This is a genomic window from Flavobacterium sp. KACC 22763 (assembly GCF_028736155.1).
Taxonomy (GTDB): Bacteria; Bacteroidota; Bacteroidia; order Flavobacteriales; family Flavobacteriaceae; genus Flavobacterium.
The window spans coordinates 2274342-2295667 of record NZ_CP117879.1; the positions used below are offsets into that span (position 1 = coordinate 2274342).

The window sequence follows — 21326 nt, forward strand, 5'->3', positions numbered from 1 at the left end:
CTAAGTTATTTTTCTCTCGCAGATTTGGCAGATAATGCAGATTTTGAATACGATGAAAAGATTTACACAGATTCTTTATGATAGAAATAAATAAAAAATCTGTTTAAATCTGTAAAATCTGCGAGAAACAAAAAATTATACACATTAAAATTTTGCGTTCTTTGCGAAAACCCTTTGCGCCTTTACGGTTAATTCTTTCACGTAGATTAATTCTGAAATTGTATTTTTACTAAATTAAGTCCAAATTATGCCACAACAAGAAATCATTTATCTTGATAACAATGCCACAACTCGTGTTGATGAAAGAGTTTTGAATGCGATGCTTCCGTATTTTACTGATTTTTATGCGAATTCAACGGGAACACATTTGGCGGGATTAACGGTAAAAGAAGCTGTTGAAAATGCTGCATGGCAAACGGCAGATTTAATAAATGCTGATGCAGATGAAATCGTATTTACTTCGGGCGCAACTGAAGCTATAAATCTGGCCATAAAAGGTCTTGTTGATCAGGATCGAAAACATATCGTTACCATTCAAACTGAACATAAAACGGTTCTGGAAACCTGTCGATTTATGGAAAGTATTGGTTTTGAAGTGACTTATCTTCCAACTAATTCTGATGGACTTTTAAATCTTCAACTTTTAGAAGAAATAATTACAGATAAAACACTGGTTTTCATTGGAATGCTTTCTAATAACGAAACGGGTGTCATACAAAATATCAGCTCAATTTCTAAAATATTGAAAGCCAAAAATGTGCTTTTTATGTGTGATGCAACTCAGGCTGTTGGTAAAATTTCTGTTGATGTAAAAAAACTCGGAATTGATCTTTTGACTTTATCTGCACATAAATTTTATGGCCCAAAAGGAATTGGCGCTTTGTATATTTCGGCGAAAGCCAAAATAAAATTGTCTCCTCAAATTCTTGGAGGCGGACAACAAAGAAAATTACGAAGCGGAACGCTAAATGTTCCCGGAATTATCGGTTTAGGAAAAGCATGTGAAATAGCTGTAAATGAATTAGAAAAAGATCAAAATAGAGTTTCTCTATTACGAGACAAACTTGAAAAAGGTTTATTACAGTTTGAAGGTTCTTTTGTAAATGGAAATACAGAAAACCGAATTTATAATACTTCAAACATTTGCTTTCCAAACGTAAATTCAGAACAGCTTATTCTCGCTTTAGGAAATATTTCTGTTTCCAACGGAGCTTCTTGCTCGGCAGTAACTTCTCAACCTTCTCATGTCTTAAAAGCAATGGGATTATCTGATGAAGATGCTTTGAGTTCGGTTCGTTTTAGTTTGGGAAGATTTACTACTTCTGAGGAAATTGATATTGCTGTTAAGCGGGTTTTAGAATTGGCTAGGCAGTTTGCCTCTAAGACACAAAGACTCTAAGTTTTTTTCTTTATTTTTAATCTCGCAGAGTCACGGAGACGCAAAGATTTTATGAATTACCTCCAGTTTTAACTGGAGGTATGATATTTAAATAGAATTAAGGCTTTAGCCAAACAAGTCTTAATTTGGCTAAAGCATTTTCTGTATGCTGTCTTTTTTCATCCAGCTAAAGCTGGACGCAATTCAAATTAAATTTCATAACTAATCTTTACAACTTTGCAAGATTAATTGATATGAAAAACCTCTAGACCTTTGCAACTTTGAACCTTTGTCCCTTTCTTCAAGAAATCAACTTAAAATAATCTTCGTCTGTATCAATATCGATATGTCCTTTTTCAAAAGGAACTGAGGCCACATCTTCAGTATATTTTTTAATGATTTTTTTTGCCCCTTCCTGTCCTTTCAATTCTAGAAGTTCTTGAAAGTATTTTTTATGAAATAAAACTGGTGTCCCTAAAGTTTCCGAATAAGCTGAGGCTGCAATTCCTTTTTTGGTTCTATTTGCTTCAATAATTAAATTTTCAAAAATGGAATGAGTTACAAAAGGCTGATCGCAAACTGCTAAAATACATCGTTCACAATCAGGATTTTGATGTAATAATTGGCTGATACCTTTTACGATTGAAGAAGACATTCCGTTTTCCCAGTCAGAATTGAAAGAAAATGTTATTTCAGGCAAATTAAGCTCTTTTTCGATTAAATCACGGTTTGAGCCTGTCACGACTATTATAAACGAATTTTCGACTTTTAAAACTTCCGAAATGGTGTTTTTCAGCAAAGTTGATTCTTTATATTGCAACAATTGTTTTGGTCTGCCTAATCTAGAGGAATTACCTGCAGCCAAAATAATAATACCTGTTTTATTTTGAAATCTAGTCTCCATAATGAATTTCATCATGTATTTTGCCTTCTTTATATTTCAGCGAAGTTCCTATTCTTCCTGAAGCCACAGCTTTTATTTCAGAAACAATTGATAAAGCGATTTCTTCTGATGTTTCTGCGCCAATATCGAGACCAATTGGAGTATGAATTCTTTTCATCTGCTCTTCGCTTACTATGATTCCTTCTATCAAAAGATCGTTCAGCATTCGGTTGAATTTTGATTTTGGACCTAGAATTCCGATATAATGGAAATCGATTCTTAACAACTCTTTTAAAACCGCTAAATCGTATTTGTAATTGTGCGTCATCAAAGCAAAATAGGTCTGATCGTCAATTACAATATTCTCTAAAAAATGTCCTGGATTTACTACCGAAACTTGATCGGCTTTCGGAAAACGTTTCTTAGTTGCATGCGTTGCACGTCCTTCAAAAATACTGGTTTTCCATCCTAAAACAGAAGCCATTTTTACTAATGGCTGAATATCATTTCCTGCTCCAGCAATTACGAGTGAAATTGATGGTTTTATATATTCAATTAAAGCTTCGCTGTCATTTTCTTTCTGAAGTTTTTTTACTGCCGAAGTTTTATTTTTCAAAACCTCTTTCACTTCCGAAATCAAACTTAAAGCTTCATTATCATGAGTTAAAACGGGACTATCTTTTCTGAAAAACAAAGTTGTTCCTATCTGAAAAGCGTTTCTTTTTAAAGAGAAAACCGTTACTATTACTGCTTCTTTTCTTTCTAATTCGAGTTGTTGCAAAAGCTGAATCGGATTGTTTTCGATCTCCTCATTTATGTATTCAAAAAGAATATGGACAATTCCGTTGCAACCAAGCTGTAAACCAACTTCTGCATCGTCTTCATTACTTGTATTATACGTTACAAGTTTATTTTGCTTTTGATTAATGGAAAGAAGCGCTTTCCGTAATGCATCACCTTCTAAACAGCCTCCACTTATTGCGCCCGTCAGCATGCCATCTTCGGTAACCAACATACGCGCACCAGGCTGCCTGTATGACGAACCTTCGACTTTTACTACAGTTGCCAAAGCTGTTTTCTTTTCTTCTGCTTTAGCTACTGAATATGCTTTAAGGATTTCGCTGATTTCTTTCATAGGCAATTATTCACCAATAGAAATAAGCATTGATGATTTTGTTTAATAGTTTAAAAATAAAAAAATATTATAAACTTAAATACAAGGAGGCTCTTTAAGTTTATAATATTTTCTTATTTATAAGTAATTCTATTAATATAAATGAATTAGCTATTCATTTAATTCTAAAAAATAATTCAATTTAGATTTTATTACTTTTTTGTTTCTATCAAGTAGATAAAGTTTTTCAGGGTTTTTACTGTAATAACCATAATAGAGCTGGTCTTTTTCTGGCTTATCCCAGTTTAGGATAAAAATAGTCCCATTTATATCATTTTCTAAACCTCTTTCGGTATTAAAATTACCCTTCTCTTTAAATTGCTTTTCAGGTGATTTTCCTTGGTAAATATTGGACAACTCAAATTTATTATCTAGCTGATTAATTTTAAGAACTGTTAAGATACCGCTACAGTCCGCACAAGGCAATGTTCCTTCATAAACCATAGTACTATCGACTTCATCTTTTTCTGTCGGAATCTCTGTAGAATCTGATTCAACTGCTTTATCAGTATCTTGTTGTTTTTTAAAGTTACATGAAGTGAGGTGAATCAAAATAGCTGTTGCAAGAATTAGTATTTTTTTCATTTTTTTAGCAAAGATAAAGAATATTCTTACTTGTTTAAAAAACTCCAACTAATATCTTAATAATTCATCCTTATTTTAATAATCATTTTTTCAAACTGACGTATGATTTATATTACTAAGTTTTGTATTTTTATCAATAGCAAAATTTATACACCTAACTTTAAAAGTAAACTACATGGGAAAATTTGTAATCACTACTAGAGCCAACGGAGAGTTCCAATTCAATTTAAAAGCTGGTAATGGTCAGACCATTCTAACGAGTGAAGGCTATACAACAAAAGCAGCCTGCAATAATGGTATCGAATCTGTTAAAAAAAATGCACCAGACGATGATCGTTATGATCGATTAGAATCTAAAAGCGGAAAACCTTATTTTAATTTAAAAGCAGGAAACGGTCAGATTATTGGTTCTAGTGAAATGTACGAAAGCGTAGCAGCTAGAGAAAACGGAATCGAGTCTGTTAAAAAAAATGCTCCTGATGCAACCATAGATGATCAAACGGCATAATTGAAAACTGTTATAAAATAAAAAAGCGAGGAATGTTCCTCGCTTTTTCGTTATAAATATATTTATAATACAATTTAATCCAATAAAAATACAATCAATCCTCTTGCGCCATGCGCTCCAAGAACTAAAGACTGTTCAATATCTGCAGTTTTTGATGGCCCAGCTATAAAAGTTCCGAAACCATATTCCATTTTACCAATTCTGTCATAAGCTTGCTGCATCGTAGGAACCAGATCTTTTTTATGAACTATAATAGCCAAATATTGTGCAATGAAAGGCGCAACACGCTGACCTAAAATATCATCAGTTACCCAAAGTCCGCTATTTTCTGCTACGCCAAAATGTGCTTTTACAACCGTCAATTCAACATCTTGCAATGAATGCGGATCTACTGTTTTCCAATCTAACGAAGCAATCTCAGAAAGTTCTGGAAGTGTTGTAATTAATCGTTTCTCCAAATTATAATTGGATTTGATGTAATTGATGATTTCGTTATAATCGGCAACTTCGACTGGATCACCACCAATTCCTTTTAAAACCGTTTTGTAGGTTTCTAAAACATCAAATTGCTCAGAACCTAAAAGATTTAAATCTGGTAGTTCTGAAACCAATTGGGGCTGATTTGCTTTTATTCTTTTTAAAATTTCGCCTTTACTACTCATTTCCTTTTTCTTTAGATTCTCGCGAATTTTTCTTGTACCATTCTCTAAAAGATTCTTCTGGAACATCTGGCATTTCGCGCTGATCGTACCATTTATTCATCTTATTATTAACCATTCCTGGAATGTTCTTCATTACAAATCGTCCTGATTTTCCAGCAATATTAAAAACTGTGGGATTTGCTAAAACAGTCGCCATCGTTTTCATCGCAACCGTTTTTGCTTTTGGCGTATGTCCTTCTTTTACCAAAACCTGACGCCATTTGTACAATTGATCGTGAATATCAATTTTAACTGGGCAAACGTTAGTACAAGAACCGCAGAGTGTACTGGCAAAAGGCAGATCGGCATTTTTGCTCATATCTAAATTTGGCGCTAAAATAGAACCAATTGGTCCCGCAACCGCATTATGATAACTGTGTCCGCCGCTTCGTCTGTACACTGGGCAAGTATTCATACACGCTCCACAACGAATACATTTAAGTGAATTTCTAAAATCTTCTCTTCCTAATTGTGTACTTCTACCATTGTCTACAATTAGGATATGCATTTCTTTGCCATCTCTTGGTTTCTTGAAATGACTTGAAAAAGTAGTAATAGGCTGACCAGTTGCGCTTCTTGCCAATAATCTCAAGAAAACACCTAAATGTTCTCTTTTCGGAATCAATTTCTCAAATCCCATACAAGCGATATGAACATCTGCTAAATGCGCACCCATATCAGCATTTCCTTCATTGGTGCAAACTACAAATTCACCTGTTTCTGCAACAGCAAAATTGACTCCTGTCAGCGCTACTTTTCTAGTCAAAAAAGTATTTCTTAAGCTCTGACGCGCCGATTCTGTCAAATATTGCGGATTGAAATTTCCTTTTTCTGTACCTAAATGTTCGTGGAAAGTTTCACTTACATCTTCTTTCTTTAAGTGAATCGCTGGAAGCACGATATGGCTTGGCGGTTCTTTTCGAAGCTGAACAATATATTCACCTAAATCAGAATCGATTACTTCTATTCCTTTTTCGGCTAAATAATCATTTAAATGACATTCTTCTGTAAGCATCGATTTGGATTTTACCATTTGCTTTACATCATGTTTTGCCATGATCGAATGCACAATTTCGTTGTGTTCTTTGGCATCGGCTGCCCAATGCACAATTATTCCGTTTCGTTGCGCATTCGCTTCAAATTCGACTAAATAATCGTGAATATTCGAAAGCACATTAAATTTGATTTGAGAAGCCGTTTCGCGAAGCAATTCCCAATCTGCTATTTGATGCGCTGATTTATCTCTTTTAGCCCGAACAAACCAAAGTGTTTCATCATGCCAATTGACACGCTCTACGTCTTTATTGAATTTTGCTGCGGCTTCGCTGTGCTGTATTATTTTTTCTGATGACATCTTATAAAAGTTGTTTTTACCATTAAGACATTAAGTAAATTAAGCCAAACTTTATGAACTTAATTTCTTAATGATTACAAGAAAATTAAGTTTTTTAAAATCACTTAAATCTCTTATTTTTTTACCAATTAAATATTTAAACCAAGCTTTAGGAACTTAATATCTTAATGGTAGAAAAAAAATTAATTTTCGAGTGAATTTAATATTTCAGCAATATGGATGGTTTTAATTCTGCTTTTCTGTCTTTTCAGAATTCCGTCCAAATGCATTAAGCAAGACATATCTCCACCTGTAATATAATCCACATCGTGACTTTCGTGATCTTTAATACGATCTTGTCCCATTTTTACAGAAACGGCTTCTTCGGTTACACAGAAAGTCCCTCCAAATCCGCAGCATTCGTCTTTTCTGGTTAAAGCAACTAAATCAAGATCTTTAATACCGTGAAGCAACTGTTCTGGTTTAGAGAAAAACGGCGCATTTAATTCAGACATTTGCGAAAGCTTTAATCCACGCTGACCGTGACAGCTTACGTGCATTCCGACTTTATACGGAAATCTTCCGTCGATGTGGTCGATTTTTAAAACATCTGTAATAAACTCTGTAAGTTCGTAAACTGTATTTCGTATTGCTGTCGCTTTTTCTTCTTGTTTTTCGTCATGTAAATGGTCTTTTACATGCAAAACACAACTTCCAGAAGGACAGACTATGTAATCAAATCCAGAAAAATTGGCAATAAAATTGGCGTCGCATCCTTTTGTTAAATGCGCATAACCGCTATTGGCCATTGGTTGTCCGCAACAGGTTTGTCCCATCGGAAATTCGACGTCACAACCTAATTTTTGAAGTAATTCGTAGGTTGCAATTCCTACTTTTGGGTAAAATTGGTCGACATAACAAGGTATAAAAAGTCCAATTTTCATATTGTAGTATTTAGTGTGTTGTTCATTTGGCGTGTAGAGTAAAAATGTAAAAAATACGTTTCTCAGCAAATTTACAACATACAGACCGTTTTTACCTAATGTTTATAGAATTTCAAGTCAATTAAATCGTTCTGAATTGGTTTCGGATTCCAATTATCATGAATCGCCAACGCTGCACCCAAAGCACTCGCCTGTGCCATCGAAGCGGCGTACACTTCAACGTCTGGAAAAGCTTCTGCCAATAAATTCATGTAAATCGAATTTTTACTGAAACCTCCATCTACAAAAATCTTTTTTACAGGACTGTTATGAATGACCAAATTGGTTGAAAAAACTTGCTGTTCTACCAAATCTAACATTAATTGATGATAGGCTGTTTCGTAATCTTTATAATGCGAAAGATCTCTATCTTGAAAAGGGCATTCTTTCAAAATATCAAAATTGTACTTTTTAGGATAAATGATTTGAAAATTGAGAGCTCGCAAATTGGCTACAATTTTCTTATCAAAATAAACTTCTTTGTACGTATCAACAGGAACATTAAAATGCTGCGCCAAACGTTTAGTCTGTACTTCATGTTCGTTTCCTGCAAACAATCTTGCCGCTTTTACAGGCTTTTCTGTGTACTGCATGTAACATAGACAATCGTTTTGCGATTCGTCAAACGTCAGGGGTTTATTGTTGAACGGATTTAAAGAAATACTCCAAGTTCCCGTAGACAATAATACAAAAGGTTCCGTAAAGTTGATTGTATATGGTATAATCGCCGATGAACTATCATGAAGACCTACTCCAATTGCGATATTTTCGCGGGTCATAATTACATCTTTACCAAAATGGATTGGCGGTATTTTTCCTGAAATACCTTCTTCTTTCAGCCATTTATGATATTTCATTTTTTTGAAATTCCACAAATTGGTATGACAGCCAATACTTGTAATATCAGCGTATGCTGCATTCGTTAAAAGAAAACTCAAAAACTGTGGCAAATGCAGACAGTGTTTTACTTTTTCAAATATTTCGGGCTTTTGTTCTTTTAATCGGTAAATCTGCATTCCCGAATTTAAACTCCCCAAAACCGGAGAAGCTGTTTTTACAGCAAACTTCTTCTCTCCTTTGTATTTTTCATAGAAATCAGCTTTTAAATCCTCTGGATAATCTTTTAAGTAATTATACAGAGGAGTTAAAACTTTTCCGTTTTCGTCTATATAAACAAAACTAGCGCCGTAAGTGCTAAAATTGATCGCTTTTAAAACATAATCTTTAAGCTCTTTTATTTCAGATAATCGATCTAAAATCCAGTTTTTCAATACTTCGATATCTTCGCACGGAAATCCATCTTCGTCTGTGGTTTCCTCCAGATTAACCGATTTTTCCCAAACAATTTTATAATTTTCGTTAAATAAAAAAACCTTTTTGTTTGTTTTACCAATATCAAAAATCGCAACTACATTCATTTTTTTAATTGTAAATTGTTAATTATCAATTGTCAATTTATAATTAACAATTAATAATTTATAATTATAATCCCGTTGCCATTGTTTTTAAACCTCTTTCTTCGATAAGATTTTGTCTTACTTGAAGCGAACGGTATAATGCTACAGGGTTTAACGCAGCTCCAGAACGAAGACGAGCTTCTGCTACAAGCGCGCGAACATCTGTACGGAATGCATTTTGAAGAATTTCCTGTGCTTTTACCACGTCATTTTCTTCTTGCGCTTTTTCTAATGCTTTTCTGTCCACAGAAAGTGCTTGTGCATAAGCAATCATTATCGCTTCAACAGATTGCAATAAATCTTCTAACGGATCTTTGATGTTGTGAGAAGCATCAATCATCCAGCCTAAATCTTTGGCGTGATTCATTCCTCTGGCATCCATTCCTTCCACTAATTCATTAAAAATCAAGAATAATTGATATGGTTTTAATGCTCCAGCCGTTAAATCGTCATCACCGTATTTTGAATCGTTAAAGTGGAATCCTCCTAGTTTATTTTCCATCAACAATAAAGAAACAATCTGCTCGATATTGGCATTTGGAAGGTGGTGACCTAAATCAACCAAAGTCTGCGCTTTGTCGCCTAACTTTTTAACATACGAATAAGACTGCCCCCAATCTGCTACAGTCGTAGAATAAAAGTTAGGCTCAGCACATTTATATTCTAAAAATAATTTCCAGTTTGAAGGTAATGCATCGTAGATTTCCTCTAAACTTTCTAATGTATTTTGATACGCTTTTCTAAAATTTAATTGCCCAGGGAAATTAGATCCGTCTGCCAGCCAAACTGTTAAAGACTCAGATCCTAATTCGATTCCGTGTTTAATAACTTCTATGTTGTGAGCGATTGCCTGTTTGCGAACCGCTTTGTTTACATTTTGCAATGAACCGTACTTGTAAGTATGCTCCGCACTTGCCTGATCTTGAAATGTATTTGAATTCATCGCATCAAACTTCAATCCGTGCTGATTTGCTAGTGTTTTGATCGCTTTGTAATCAGTCGGGATATCCCACGGAATATGAAGTGAAATAGCTCCAGATGCATTGTTTAACTTATGAAGTAAACCAACATCTTCGATTTTTTCTTCTAATGAACGAGGTTCTCCTCCTCCAGCGAAACGTCCGAATCTTGTTCCTCCTGTTCCTAAAGCCCAAGATGGAATAGCAATTTGAAAGTCGATTAATTTTTGAATAATCGCTTCTGTATCATTTATTTCTGATGCTGTAAAAACTAATTTATTTTGGTGTTTTTTTAATAAATCTTCGTTATGAGATTCGATGTGGTTTGATCCGATTAACATAGTTATTGATATTTTAATAGAGTTTTACAAGGTATAAATTTTATACATTTAGTATATTTTTTTAACACATAAGGCCACCTCTTTGGTGCCGAATTTTAGACGCTGATTTTACGGATTCGCTATCGCGAAGACGCGGAAAAAAACGGATTTTTAAAAAAGGTAATTAAAAAAAATCAGTGTCAATCAGCGTTTTCGCGATAGCGAATCCGTTTTATCTGCGTTCTATAATTTTCATGTGTTTACTATTTTTCAACTTAAAAATTTAATATCAGTTAAACTCTGGTTGTACTTCACTTTTTTGTTAAGTTTTCTTTGTTAAAGCGAATTGTTATATGCTAAAAAATCTAACGTTCGAAAGAATTCGAACGCTAGACCACAAAAAACCACTTTTGCTTAAACAAACTTATATAAAAAACCTAAACAATCTTTATCTATAAAAGCCCATGGCTACGCCACCGTCTACGTTTAAGGCATTTCCTGTAGATTTACCAAGTAAACCTCCAACAAAAGCATAACAAGCGTTAGCAATATCATCAGGCAATATGATTTCATTTAACAACGTACGTTTTGCATAGTAAGCCGGAAGTTCTTCAACTGTAATTCCGTATGCTTTTGCACGACCTTCTGCCCATCCTCCAGACCAAATGTTTGAGTCTGAAATTACAGCATCAGGATTTACTGTATTTACACGAATTTTATCAGCTCCAAGTTCTGCCGCCATTAAACGTGTTAAGTGCGCCTGAGCAGCTTTTGCCGAACCATAACCAGGATTATTCGGACCAGCAACAACAGCATTTTTAGAAACGATATTTACTATATCTCCTCCAAAACCTTGCTTGCGCATTACTTCGATTCCGGCTTTAGAAACAATAAATTGTCCTTTAACCAAGATATCGTACAATCTATCCCACTCTTCTAAAGTGTGTTCTGCAATAGATTTTGAAATACTGATTCCAGCATTGTTTACAATAATATCTACACCTCCAAAAGCTAAACAAGCTTCGTCTAATGCTTTTTCTGTGCTTACTTCGTCAGTAACATTCAATAAAGTGCTAGAAACGGCATCTTTACCAAAAGCTTTTACAAACTCAGTCGATGCGCCTTGCAAACGTTCTTCGTTGATATCATTAATTACAACACAAGCACCTTCCTGAGCAAATTTCTTAGCGATAGCTTTACCAATTCCGCCTGCAGAACCAGTGATTAAAGCCACTCTTCCAGACAATGCTTTTGGTTTTGGCATACGCTGTAATTTTGCTTCTTCTAGTAACCAATATTCAATATCAAAAGCTTCTTGGTGTGGTAAAGAAGTATATTCTGAAACTGCTTCGGCACCTTTCATTACATTTACTGCATTGATATAATATTCAGATGCCAAACGCGCCATTGTTTTATCTTTAGCAAAAGTGAACATACCAACTCCTGGATATAAAATAACCACTGGATTTGGGTCACGCATTGCTGGTGAATTTGATTTTTTACATGCATTGTAATAGTCTTTGTACATTGCACGATAAGCTTCGAATGCTGGAGCTAATTTTGCTTTTACAGCTGCAACATCAGATAAATCTTCATTTGGATCTAATTCTAAAACCAAAGGACTGATTTTAGTTCTCAAGAAGTGATCTGGACAAGAAGTTCCTAATGGAGCTAATTTCGAAAGATCATTAGAATTGATGAATTCCAAAACTCTTGCATCGTCTGTATAGTGACCAATCATTTGGCGTTCTGATGAACAGAAACCTCTTAAAATTGGAGCTACTTTTGCTGCTTTCAATTTACGGTCTGCTTCTGGAAGACTGTCGATTTTTTTACCTCCAAAAACTGGACGTGTTTTTCCATAATTATCTTCTAAGTAAGTCGCACATTTCTCGATTACTTCCAGCGTATTAATATAACTATCAAACGCAGTGTCTCCCCAAGTAAACAAACCATGAGAACCTAACATGATTCCGCGTAGTTTTTTACCGTTTTTCTCAGCTTCTTCTAAACAAGCTCTCAACTGAAGACCAAGATCAAATCCTGGACGCTGCCAGCCCACCCAACCGATTTCTCCGTTGAATAATTCTTCTGTGATTTTCTTTCCATCTTTCGCCGCAGCGATAGCAATTGCTGCATCTGGATGCAAGTGATCAATATGTTTGAATGGAAGAAAACCATGTAAAGGTGTATCGATAGAAGGCGCTTTTGAAGCTAAATCGAAAATACAGTGGTTGAACAATTCTACCATTTCATCTTCAAACTCAATACCTCTGTAAACATTCTCAAGGTTACGAAGTCTGTCCAAATACAAAGCTGCACAACCTGATTTTGTCAACGTTCCAATATCACCGCCAGAACCTTTAATCCACATTACTTCAGAAGATTCCCCAGTAAGAGGGTCTTTATCAGTAATTTTTACAGACGTGTTTCCACCTCCGTAGTTGGTCAATCTTAAATCAGCTCCTAACAAGTTAGAACGATAAATAAAAAGCGCTACTTCATCACCTGCTAATGCTGCTGCCTTAGCCTCATCCCAAAGGTAGCTTACATGCTTAAAATTCATATTATTAATTGTGTTTGTATTCGACATATACTATTTTAAATTATTTCTTGTATTTATAATGAGTTACCAATTCCTACCAAAACGATTGCAAGCATAATAAGCCCGATTCCCCAGAAAAAAGTTCTCATTGTTTTTTTAGAAACTCCTTTCCATTCTTTCAAATAAAATCCCCAAAAGTTTGCTGTTAAAATGATGGTTGCCATGTGCAAAATCCATGAACTTGCACCATTTCCTAATTTGCTTTCTCCCATTCCGTAAAAGAAAAACTGTAAAAACCACATGGTTCCCGCAAGAGCAGAAAACAGAACATTTTTAGTTATTGGAGTAGATTTATCTGTATAATTTTTAATTGATTTATTTTTGAAATTCAAATAAAGGCACCAGATGAAATTGGTGGTTAAACCTCCCCATAATAAAACAACATAAGTCACATTATTTTGAAACAACGGATTAGCTCCATTTACAACAGCTTGCTCAGCCATAGATTTTCCTGCTTCGATTCCGTAATTAAAAAATGAACTTAAAATTCCTGAAATCACCGCTACAATCAGACCTTTTACGAGATTGAAGTCTTTGTCTTTATCTTCATGACCAGTTGCAAAATCTTTCTCTTTCAGCATTCCTGCTTTTCCAGAAATGGCAATTCCAATTAGATATACCACCACACCCAATAAAACGATCTGACCACCAGTATTAGTAAGCATGTGAGAGAATGAAACTTTTCCTTCTGTTGGAACAATATCATAATAAATGGATGGCACTAAAGCCCCAAATGCAGAGCAGAACCCTAATGTAATTGAATTTCCTAAAGACATTCCTAAGTAACGTACTCCCAAACCATATGTCAAACCGCCAATTCCCCAGATCAACCCCATTGTAAAAGTGAAGGTTTTTATTGATGGAGAAGCTGCTGCAATAATTACTGTAAAATTTGGAATCGTTAAGTAGGCTGCAATAGGCGGAACAATCAGCCAAGAGAAAAATCCTCCTACTAGCCAATAGCTTTCCCAAGCCCAGTCTTTTACTTTTTTAAAAGGCATATAAAAACTACCTGAAGAAAATCCTCCGATAGAATGAAAAATGATTCCTAATAATGATTCCATTTAATAAATTTTAGTTTTTGGTTTGTTAGATAGTGATTTGGTTTTGTAAAATAAGAGAATGTCAAAAAGAAAACTGTCCTGTACTATCCTTTACGGATTTTATATTTTTTGTTAAAACTAAAGATTATTAGAAATAACGACTTGTAATTATTGGGTAAATAGATTTAAAATGGCTATTTTAGCAATCGATTTCGCAATTATTAATTCCGCATTCGGGTTAAAATTCATAAATCATAAAAAAAAGATTACAAGCCTTGTCAATTTCTCTTTTTTATTAGTAAAATGATACTGCTTAACAGCTTCCCTTTTTAAAGAAGAGATTTTTTTAAATTATTTAGAATTAAAAAAGTGTCCTGCAGAAATACAAGACAAATTTCCTCAAAATGAACATGATTAAACTTATTAAAATAGATGAAGATTCTCGAGTTCCTAAATACAAGCAGATTGTTGACTCTATTCTTCAGAACATCGCCAACGGAAATTTAAAAATCAATCAAAAAATTCCCTCTATTAATAGTTTCAGTGAAGAATTTTATATGTCTCGTGATACTGTTGAGAAGGCTTATAACATTTTAAAAGAGAGAAAAATTATTTCTTCCATTAGAGGAAAAGGCTACTATATTACCCGAACAAAGTTGGAATCTAAAGTCAATATTTTGTTTTTGACTAACAAATTGAGTTCGTATAAAATGAAAACTTATAGCTCCTTTATTGATACGTTGGGAGCAAATGCGCATGTTGATCTTCAAATTTATCACTGCGATGAAACTTTATTTTTGAACATCTTAGATAAGTTTGAGGGCGCTTATGATTATTATGTTATTACAACACACTTTAAAACTGACGAATTAAAACACTTAAGTTTTACTGATGATGTTGTAAATGCTATTAAAAAAATTCCACAAGAAAAACTAGTTGTTTTAGATAATATCAAACTGGGCACAGGAGATGATGTAATTAAAATTTATCAAGATTTTGAAAATGATATTTATAATGCCCTAAAAGAAGGTCTTTCTAAAATTGCAAAATATAAACGTTTGATTTTGGTATATCCAGACAAAGCAGTTTATCCGTATCCACGAAGAATTTTACACGGATTTAGAAAATTCTGCGTTGAGCATGAAATTAACTTTGAAATTCTGAGTGAAGTTTATGACGATATGATTCTTAAAAAAGGAGATTTATTTATTACAATAGAAGAATCTGATTTGGTGAATTTAGTAAAACAGATTCGCGATGAAGAATTTGTTTTAGGAAAAGATATTGGTGTTATATCTTATAATGACACTCCTTTAAAAGACTTACTTGGCATTACTGTAATGTCGACCGATTTTAATGTAATGGGGGAAACTGCTGCGAGAATGATTTTAAACAAAGAAAAAGGTCATGTAAAAGTTCCTTTTAATTTTATTGATAGAAATTCTATTTAGGAGGTGCAAAGGCTCAGAGTTTCTGAGGGACAAAGGTTTCTTCTCTTTGTCTAAAAGTCTACGCCTTTTTGCTGATAATTTATTCTATAAAAAAACCTCGTCTTTTGGACGAGGTCTTAGTTGTATTATTTTTTTGATTCTTCGATAGAAACTTTTCTGAACTCTTTTAAAAGTTTTTCAATTTCTAAAGTTGATTTACGTGCTCTTGGTCCAGCAGCTTTAATTCCTTTTTCAGTCAAAGATTCAGCTTCAGCTTTGAATGTTTCAATTTCGGCGTTGATTTTTACTAATAAATCTTTCATGCTTATATATTGTTAAATTAAGCCACAAAAATAAAAGTTTGTGTGATAGTTACAACAATTTTGCTGTTAAATTTAATGCAGTTTTTCATTCATTTTCTTTACAATAAATTGACTTCTGCCCTATACTAAAAACCAGTAAACACAACACATTAACAATCAAAGACTTACTTTACAAGTGTTTTTACAACAATAGTTTTAAAGCTTTGTAGAAAGTATCCAATTAAAAGTAATTTCATTTAAAAAGAAGGCTTATACGTCTTCTATTTGTTAATTTTTGAGCGGAAAAACTCCTCAAAAAAGGAAAATTTTACTCAATAAGAGTCTTATTAAGGTAAACATTCTTTAAAACAAGTCCATCTATAATGCTTTTATCCATCTTAGCTTTTACAGACTCGATATTCAAATTTTCAAATCTAAAATTGCTCAATCTAACATTGGAATCTTTTTCTACACCGTAAAAATTGGTGCACTTAAGTGTGATATTTTTCAAAGTAATTTGATCTCCATAAGATAACGGAATATCATGGCGATCTTTTAAATCATAAAACTGTCTCCATGCAAAAATAGCCAAACCTGTCTCGGCTTTACCTTTTATATTTTCAAGCAAAATATATTCGTAACGCTGTGGTGTATCTGGTCTCATTTTTAGCCAGAGCAACCGAGAAGCTCCATCAATCTTGCTATTTCTAAAAATGATATTTCGGTTATGAATAGCCTCACTCCCATTGGTTAAAGTCGAATGGCAAAATCCAAAAGCACAATCTTCAATTATGATATTCTTATTAGGGCCGTTATTTGAGTCTTTATCTGCATAAGGTCCTTTCCCGCCTTTTAAGGCAACTGCATCGTCATTAACCGACATGTAACAGTTTTTTATCAAAACGTTTTCGCAGACATCAAGATCAATGGCATCAGTACTTGGTGCTTTAATGCCAATATGTGGCGAGAAAATATAAAGATTTAGCAGTTTAACATTATTGCATTTATAAAAATGATTGGTCCAAAAACCTGAATTAATCAATTTTACATCTTGAAACTGAACATCGTTCGAATTCCACACAAATATTAATCTCGGCCGAGAAACTTCAAGGTTTGTACATTCTGGATTTTCACTTCGTCTTTTCCAGAAAGCTTCCCAAAACTTTTTTCCGTTTCCGTTTATAGTTCCCTCTCCCGAAATAGAAAAATGATCTACTCCATACACATTGACCAGGGCGGGAAAATAATCCAGATTTTGCCCTTCCATTCTCGAAGCCATAATCGGATAATCAATAATATTATCTGAACCTTTTAATATTGCCCCTTTTTCTAAAAACAAAGCAGTCTTTGGCTTAAAAAACAGAGCGCCACTTAAAAACACACCTTTAGGAATCACAACTACACCACCACCTTTTTCTGATGCCTGATCAATCACTGCTTGGATGGCTTGTGTCTGAACAATTGTACTATCTTGTTTGACCCCAAAATTGGTTATACGATATTGTTTTCCTAAGTTTTTTAATTGTATTTTTTGATACTCTTTAAACCAATTGCTAATCGCTGTTCCATCAGGAAAAGAGGATACATTTTGCTGAGGAAAAACAAAAGTCAAATTCCCAAAAAGCGTTAAAATCGCAAGAACTTTTCTTATTTGCACAACAGTCTATAGTTTAAAAATTATTTTATTTCAACTTTTACTTTTGCAGAAAGCTGTTTAGCCAAATTTGTTACATAATTGGTAAAAAAAGTGGAGTCATTAAATCCTTTATCTGCACTCAGTTCCCAAGCGGCAATTGCATAATAGCTAATCTGTTTATTGTTTTCAACTTTTAATTTTGCTAAATACGAATCTGTCAGCTGCCCCGTTTTTGGTGCTTCAATATAACCTTGATAAATATTTGCTGGAACTAAAATCGCTGTACCTAAAATCCACTGGCGTTCATAAGTCAAATAATCATGTTGGATTAGACAAACCCAATCACCAGCTTCGATAACCTGAAGCGGATTTTTATTATTTAAATTAGAAAGTGCTGCCAGAAAAGTTTCTTTTCCTTTAATGCCACTTATTGAAACTGTGTTTTTGTAAGCGTACATTCCTGGCCAAATTGAAGTGGTTTCCTGTACTTGATACAAATTTCCAGAAGCATTCCAGTTTTGATAATGATAGCTTAAAACCGAATTTACTGGCCCTTCTGTTACAATTTTAAAAGTGGTCTTTTCAACATTATTAATAGTGTCATTTCCTAAAATTCCTAGTCTATTTATTTTGTTATCGATAAGCAATGCATATCCTCCTAAACCAACTGAATTGCCAACAGGAAAAATGTCTCTTCCCCAATCATACATTACATGATAATTATCTTCAACCGCACCTTTACTGTTTATACCTACGTTTTCAGGAGTAATTCCTGGAAGTTTTTTTCCGAAAACATCTTTAGAGTTTCTTCCATCCAAATAATGTCTAAAACCAACCTTGTCATTTTCCCAAGTTGGACCATCTGTTTGATATTTTTGATAACCCAATTTTTTATGAACCTGATTGGCCATTAAGACTTCCTGCGTATCTGGATGAACAGGCAAATTTTTTCCCTCTCTTTTCCCAAAACGCACACTTGTTTTTATGGTGAATTTTGGATCTGTATTGGACCATTTTAATTGAATATTTTTTTCTTCATTGGGCAAAAAATCAGCAGTGAAGAAAATTTCATCCCATTTTCCATCACTATTAAGATCATTAGTTTGCGCCGGAATTGTATCTGCCTTAAAAAGCAAAATAGGAAAAACTCCCTTAGTATTGTTTTCTCCAAGATTTTCTCTTTTTATAGAAATTGCCTTCTGAGTGAGCTCCAAAGAACTGTTATTCTTTAAAACAATAATTTTTTCAGATACATTTTGAGAAACTTTACAACTAATTAACAATCCTGTAACTAAAGTGATTGAAAGATAAAATGATACTCTTTTTTTCATTATTTCTTATTCTTTTTTTTTCCGAACAATTTAAGAGTTTTAATTGTTATAATAACACTTAAAAACAAAAACTTTATTTAGAAAATGCAATCAGAAACTAAAAAAAGCAGGATAAAGAACAACATTTATCCTGCTTTTATGGAGCACATTTTATGTTAAATGTGCGGCGAAAAAAAATAAAAAATAAATTACATTAGAAAGTATATAGCTTTGTAATACTCTAAGAATCTTTTCCGAGAAACTTTTGAAGACTTAAATGATTCTTTCTCCGATGTAAAATCCAATTTACTGCGGAAAAATTTCTTTAATTCTTTTAAAATTTCAGTTCTTGTTTTCGACTCATCAAACAAAATGAAATTATATGTTTCTTCTAAAAATGATATACTCCTATAGAGATGGATATCAAATAAGCAGACCAAAGCATGCGAGTCATTTTTTTTCTGTGATAAAAAGTTGAGCAATTCTTTCCTATCATTTATTACATAAATTACATGATCAAATTCTTTTCTTCTTCTATCATTCAATAATAATTCTTCAAAAAAGTCAAACTCTTCTTTAAATTTTCGTTTAAACATCTTTAAGAAAGTTGCGCTGTTATCACACACTAAAACCTTTTCCTTTTGCATCTTATCTCATTAAAATATATCACAAAGCTAAGCGACTTAAAAAAAAGCAATTACCTTTAAAAGTCAGAAAATTAACATGATAGGGCAATTTTAAGCAATTTCAAACTTTCATAATGTGTATAACATTTTGTTCTACAAAGGCTAATAGTTCTTCCATCTTTCTATAATCATAGTCTTTTCTAGAAATAGAAATAATATAATTGTTCTCTTCTTTTATATACAGAAACAGGAAATTTTTGGTTAGAATTGCTTTTTCTATTGTGGTCCATTTATGAGTTAATCTGCCTAAAGGAAATCTAATGCAGACTTTAGAATTGGTAAAGACAAACTTATATCTGCTATTTAGCTTCTTAAACCTCAATAATCGTTTTGTTATTTGAAAAGTAAATTCTGAAACAGTATCAACAAAAGAATTTTCGATAATAACAAAAAAAACAATTATCCCTAGGCTTCTTATCAGCCAGGGAAAAAAATCATCTTCGAAATTAATATTGATTAAATCAGAAAAAATAAGAAGTAATAAAATCAATATTGAAACAAAAATAATATGTTGTTTAAACAAATGTTCAAAATACATCTTGTTTATTTTTCTTATTTCAGAAAAATTTAGCGGAAACTCTAAAGAAAAATTTGTGGTATTCATGGTTTAGTCTCGGATTAATCTGAATACAAAATTATCTTTAAGATTTCCTATACTGTAGACCTTAAAGTTTTTAAACTATCATAATAAGACTTTTTAAATATTGCTTTGCAACGTTCTATTTTGGAATAAACAAAAAGTACGATTTTTTATATAAAAATTTAATATTAAAAACAGCTACTAAAAGACAAAAAAGCAATAAAATAAGACACAAAAAATAGCTTTATTTAGTTTATTTTCAAATAGTTACCATAAGACAAAGTTTTATTTTGAGGTTTAAATTATTTAGCTACTTTTGAAATTAATTTATTTTTTTTTGAGAATAATTTCCTACAATGCAGCCACACTCAACAGAAGAGGATTTAAGAGAAAAAATAAAAGAACTTAGCTGTCTTTATACTATCTCGAAAATTATCTCCAAATCGAATTCGATAAATATCCAGACTCTTTACGATATCATTATTAGCGTAAAAAGTGCATGGCGCTACTGTACAGACAATGTGGTAGAACTCCACATAAAAGATTATCATTTATCTACATCTGAACAAATGGAACCCACCATCTTTCAGTCTAGTATCATAATAGTAAACAAAATATATTATGGACACATTAAGGTACACTATCCATCAAAAAAATACAATTTGAGCGATTTTACTGAAGATGAACAGTTGCTTTTGGATACTATTGCGATAGAAATTGGAAATTATGTTGAAAAATATCAAACCTTAGAAAGAAAAGCAGCACTGAGACGAACTGTTGAACGCATGGAGCGACTTTCTTTACTAGGAGAAATGACTGCTGGGATTGCTCATGAGCTAAATACACCTTTGGGCAATATTTTGGGTTTTGCTGAACTGATAAAGGAACAAAATTCAGATCCGGAAATTAGTGCTGATATCTCTATTATAATCAATTCAGTCATCTATTCCCGTGAAATTGTTAAAAAACTCATGTTCTTTTCGTGCGAAATTCCTCAAAAATTAGAACTGCAAGAACTGAAACCTATTATTGTTTTTGCTTTATCATTTTTGAAATCTAATTTTCAAAAAAAAGCAATAAGACATGAATTATTTTTCAAAGATGATACTATTATGGCAAGAGTAGATTCTGTTCAAATTACCCAAGTCTTATTTAATCTGCTTATAAACGCCATATATGCTTCTCCAGAAAAAAGCACTATTAAAATAATAATCGATCATGATAAAACCAATTTATATTTGAGAATTGAAGACAACGGAACAGGGGTCCCAGATTCTATAAAAGAAAAAATATTTGAACCCTTCTTTTCAACCAAGCCTGTCAATTATGGATGCGGACTTGGTTTAAGCGTGGTACACGGAATAATTAAGAATCACAACGGAGAAATTATACTTCAAGATAATTTTCCGACCGGATCGATTTTTACTGTTCGAATTCCTTTATCATAAAATAA

At 33.1% G+C, this 21326-nt stretch carries 19 protein-coding genes; 4 read left to right on the forward strand and 15 right to left on the reverse strand.

The window, feature by feature from the left end; all coding sequences use genetic code 11:
* Nucleotides 1-247 precede the first annotated feature (247 nt).
* Complete coding sequence (locus PQ463_RS09235; RefSeq protein WP_274257477.1) at nucleotides 248-1399, forward strand: cysteine desulfurase family protein; 1152 nt, start codon at nucleotides 248-250, stop codon at nucleotides 1397-1399.
* A gap of 280 nt (nucleotides 1400-1679) precedes the next feature.
* Here PQ463_RS09235 and PQ463_RS09240 read toward each other — a convergent pair whose 3' ends face one another.
* From PQ463_RS09240 to PQ463_RS09250, 3 genes are all read right to left on the reverse strand, one after another.
* Nucleotides 1680-2297, reverse strand: a complete 618-nt coding sequence (locus PQ463_RS09240; protein WP_274257479.1) for a nucleotidyltransferase family protein — start codon at nucleotides 2295-2297, stop codon at nucleotides 1680-1682.
* Nucleotides 2272-3396 carry an XdhC family protein gene (locus tag PQ463_RS09245; RefSeq protein ID WP_274257480.1) on the reverse strand — a complete coding sequence of 375 codons (1125 nt, stop codon included), beginning with the start codon at nucleotides 3394-3396 and terminating at the stop codon, nucleotides 2272-2274. The genes PQ463_RS09240 and PQ463_RS09245 overlap by 26 nt, the downstream gene beginning before the upstream one ends.
* Nucleotides 3397-3546: 150 nt before the next feature.
* The gene (locus PQ463_RS09250; RefSeq protein ID WP_274257482.1) at nucleotides 3547-4020 is read right to left on the reverse strand and encodes a copper resistance protein NlpE; all 474 of its coding nucleotides are present in this window, start codon (nucleotides 4018-4020) and stop codon (nucleotides 3547-3549) included.
* A 175-nt stretch (nucleotides 4021-4195) separates the two neighbouring features.
* Between PQ463_RS09250 and PQ463_RS09255 the strand changes: the two genes are divergently transcribed.
* A complete protein-coding gene (locus tag PQ463_RS09255) occupies nucleotides 4196-4528 on the forward strand; it encodes a YegP family protein (RefSeq protein WP_111367166.1) in 333 nt (110 codons plus the stop codon).
* A gap of 74 nt (nucleotides 4529-4602) precedes the next feature.
* Here the strand turns inward: PQ463_RS09255 and PQ463_RS09260 are convergent, their stop codons facing one another.
* The 7 genes from PQ463_RS09260 to rhaT form a co-directional block, all read right to left on the reverse strand.
* A complete protein-coding gene (locus tag PQ463_RS09260) occupies nucleotides 4603-5190 on the reverse strand; it encodes a LutC/YkgG family protein (protein WP_274257483.1) in 588 nt (195 codons plus the stop codon).
* On the reverse strand, nucleotides 5183-6583 hold the full coding sequence (locus PQ463_RS09265; RefSeq protein WP_274257484.1) for a lactate utilization protein B: 1401 nt from the start codon (nucleotides 6581-6583) through the stop codon (nucleotides 5183-5185). The genes PQ463_RS09260 and PQ463_RS09265 overlap by 8 nt, the downstream gene beginning before the upstream one ends.
* A 182-nt stretch (nucleotides 6584-6765) precedes the next feature.
* Nucleotides 6766-7506: a (Fe-S)-binding protein gene (locus tag PQ463_RS09270; protein WP_111425602.1), complete on the reverse strand. Its 741-nt coding sequence runs from the start codon at nucleotides 7504-7506 to the stop codon at nucleotides 6766-6768.
* A 95-nt stretch (nucleotides 7507-7601) separates the two neighbouring features.
* Nucleotides 7602-8963 carry an FGGY-family carbohydrate kinase gene (locus tag PQ463_RS09275; RefSeq protein ID WP_274257485.1) on the reverse strand — a complete coding sequence of 454 codons (1362 nt, stop codon included), beginning with the start codon at nucleotides 8961-8963 and terminating at the stop codon, nucleotides 7602-7604.
* A 64-nt stretch (nucleotides 8964-9027) separates the two neighbouring features.
* Nucleotides 9028-10302, reverse strand: coding sequence for a sugar isomerase (locus PQ463_RS09280; RefSeq protein ID WP_274257486.1), 1275 nt, complete (start codon nucleotides 10300-10302; stop codon nucleotides 9028-9030).
* 427 nt (nucleotides 10303-10729) lie between these two features.
* Nucleotides 10730-12874 carry a bifunctional aldolase/short-chain dehydrogenase gene (locus PQ463_RS09285; RefSeq protein WP_274257487.1) on the reverse strand — a complete coding sequence of 715 codons (2145 nt, stop codon included), beginning with the start codon at nucleotides 12872-12874 and terminating at the stop codon, nucleotides 10730-10732.
* A gap of 26 nt (nucleotides 12875-12900) precedes the next feature.
* Nucleotides 12901-13950 (reverse strand): L-rhamnose/proton symporter RhaT, encoded by a 1050-nt coding sequence (rhaT, locus tag PQ463_RS09290; RefSeq protein WP_274257488.1) that lies wholly within the window; start codon nucleotides 13948-13950, stop codon nucleotides 12901-12903.
* 389 nt (nucleotides 13951-14339) lie between these two features.
* Here rhaT and PQ463_RS09295 point away from each other — a divergent pair, with 389 nt between their 5' ends.
* Nucleotides 14340-15380, forward strand: coding sequence for a GntR family transcriptional regulator (locus PQ463_RS09295; protein WP_274257489.1), 1041 nt, complete (start codon nucleotides 14340-14342; stop codon nucleotides 15378-15380).
* Between the two features lie 125 nt (nucleotides 15381-15505).
* On the opposite strand, the gene PQ463_RS09300 is transcribed toward PQ463_RS09295, so the two are convergent.
* The 5 genes from PQ463_RS09300 to PQ463_RS09320 form a co-directional block, all read right to left on the reverse strand.
* Entirely contained in the window at nucleotides 15506-15682 is a 177-nt protein-coding gene (locus tag PQ463_RS09300; RefSeq protein ID WP_008467640.1) for a BF3379 family histone-like protein, read from the reverse strand.
* A 307-nt stretch (nucleotides 15683-15989) separates the two neighbouring features.
* The gene (locus PQ463_RS09305) at nucleotides 15990-17318 is read right to left on the reverse strand and encodes a rhamnogalacturonidase (RefSeq protein ID WP_274257490.1); all 1329 of its coding nucleotides are present in this window, start codon (nucleotides 17316-17318) and stop codon (nucleotides 15990-15992) included.
* A 20-nt stretch (nucleotides 17319-17338) separates the two neighbouring features.
* Nucleotides 17339-18628 (reverse strand): DUF4861 domain-containing protein, encoded by a 1290-nt coding sequence (locus PQ463_RS09310; RefSeq protein WP_274257491.1) that lies wholly within the window; start codon nucleotides 18626-18628, stop codon nucleotides 17339-17341.
* Nucleotides 18629-18816: 188 nt separating this feature from the next.
* Nucleotides 18817-19254 carry a hypothetical protein gene (locus tag PQ463_RS09315; RefSeq protein ID WP_274257492.1) on the reverse strand — a complete coding sequence of 146 codons (438 nt, stop codon included), beginning with the start codon at nucleotides 19252-19254 and terminating at the stop codon, nucleotides 18817-18819.
* A 100-nt stretch (nucleotides 19255-19354) separates the two neighbouring features.
* Entirely contained in the window at nucleotides 19355-19897 is a 543-nt protein-coding gene (locus PQ463_RS09320; RefSeq protein ID WP_274257493.1) for a hypothetical protein, read from the reverse strand.
* Nucleotides 19898-20535: 638 nt separating this feature from the next.
* Between PQ463_RS09320 and PQ463_RS09325 the strand changes: the two genes are divergently transcribed.
* Entirely contained in the window at nucleotides 20536-21321 is a 786-nt protein-coding gene (locus PQ463_RS09325) for a sensor histidine kinase (protein ID WP_274257494.1), read from the forward strand.
* Nucleotides 21322-21326: the final 5 nt, after the last annotated feature.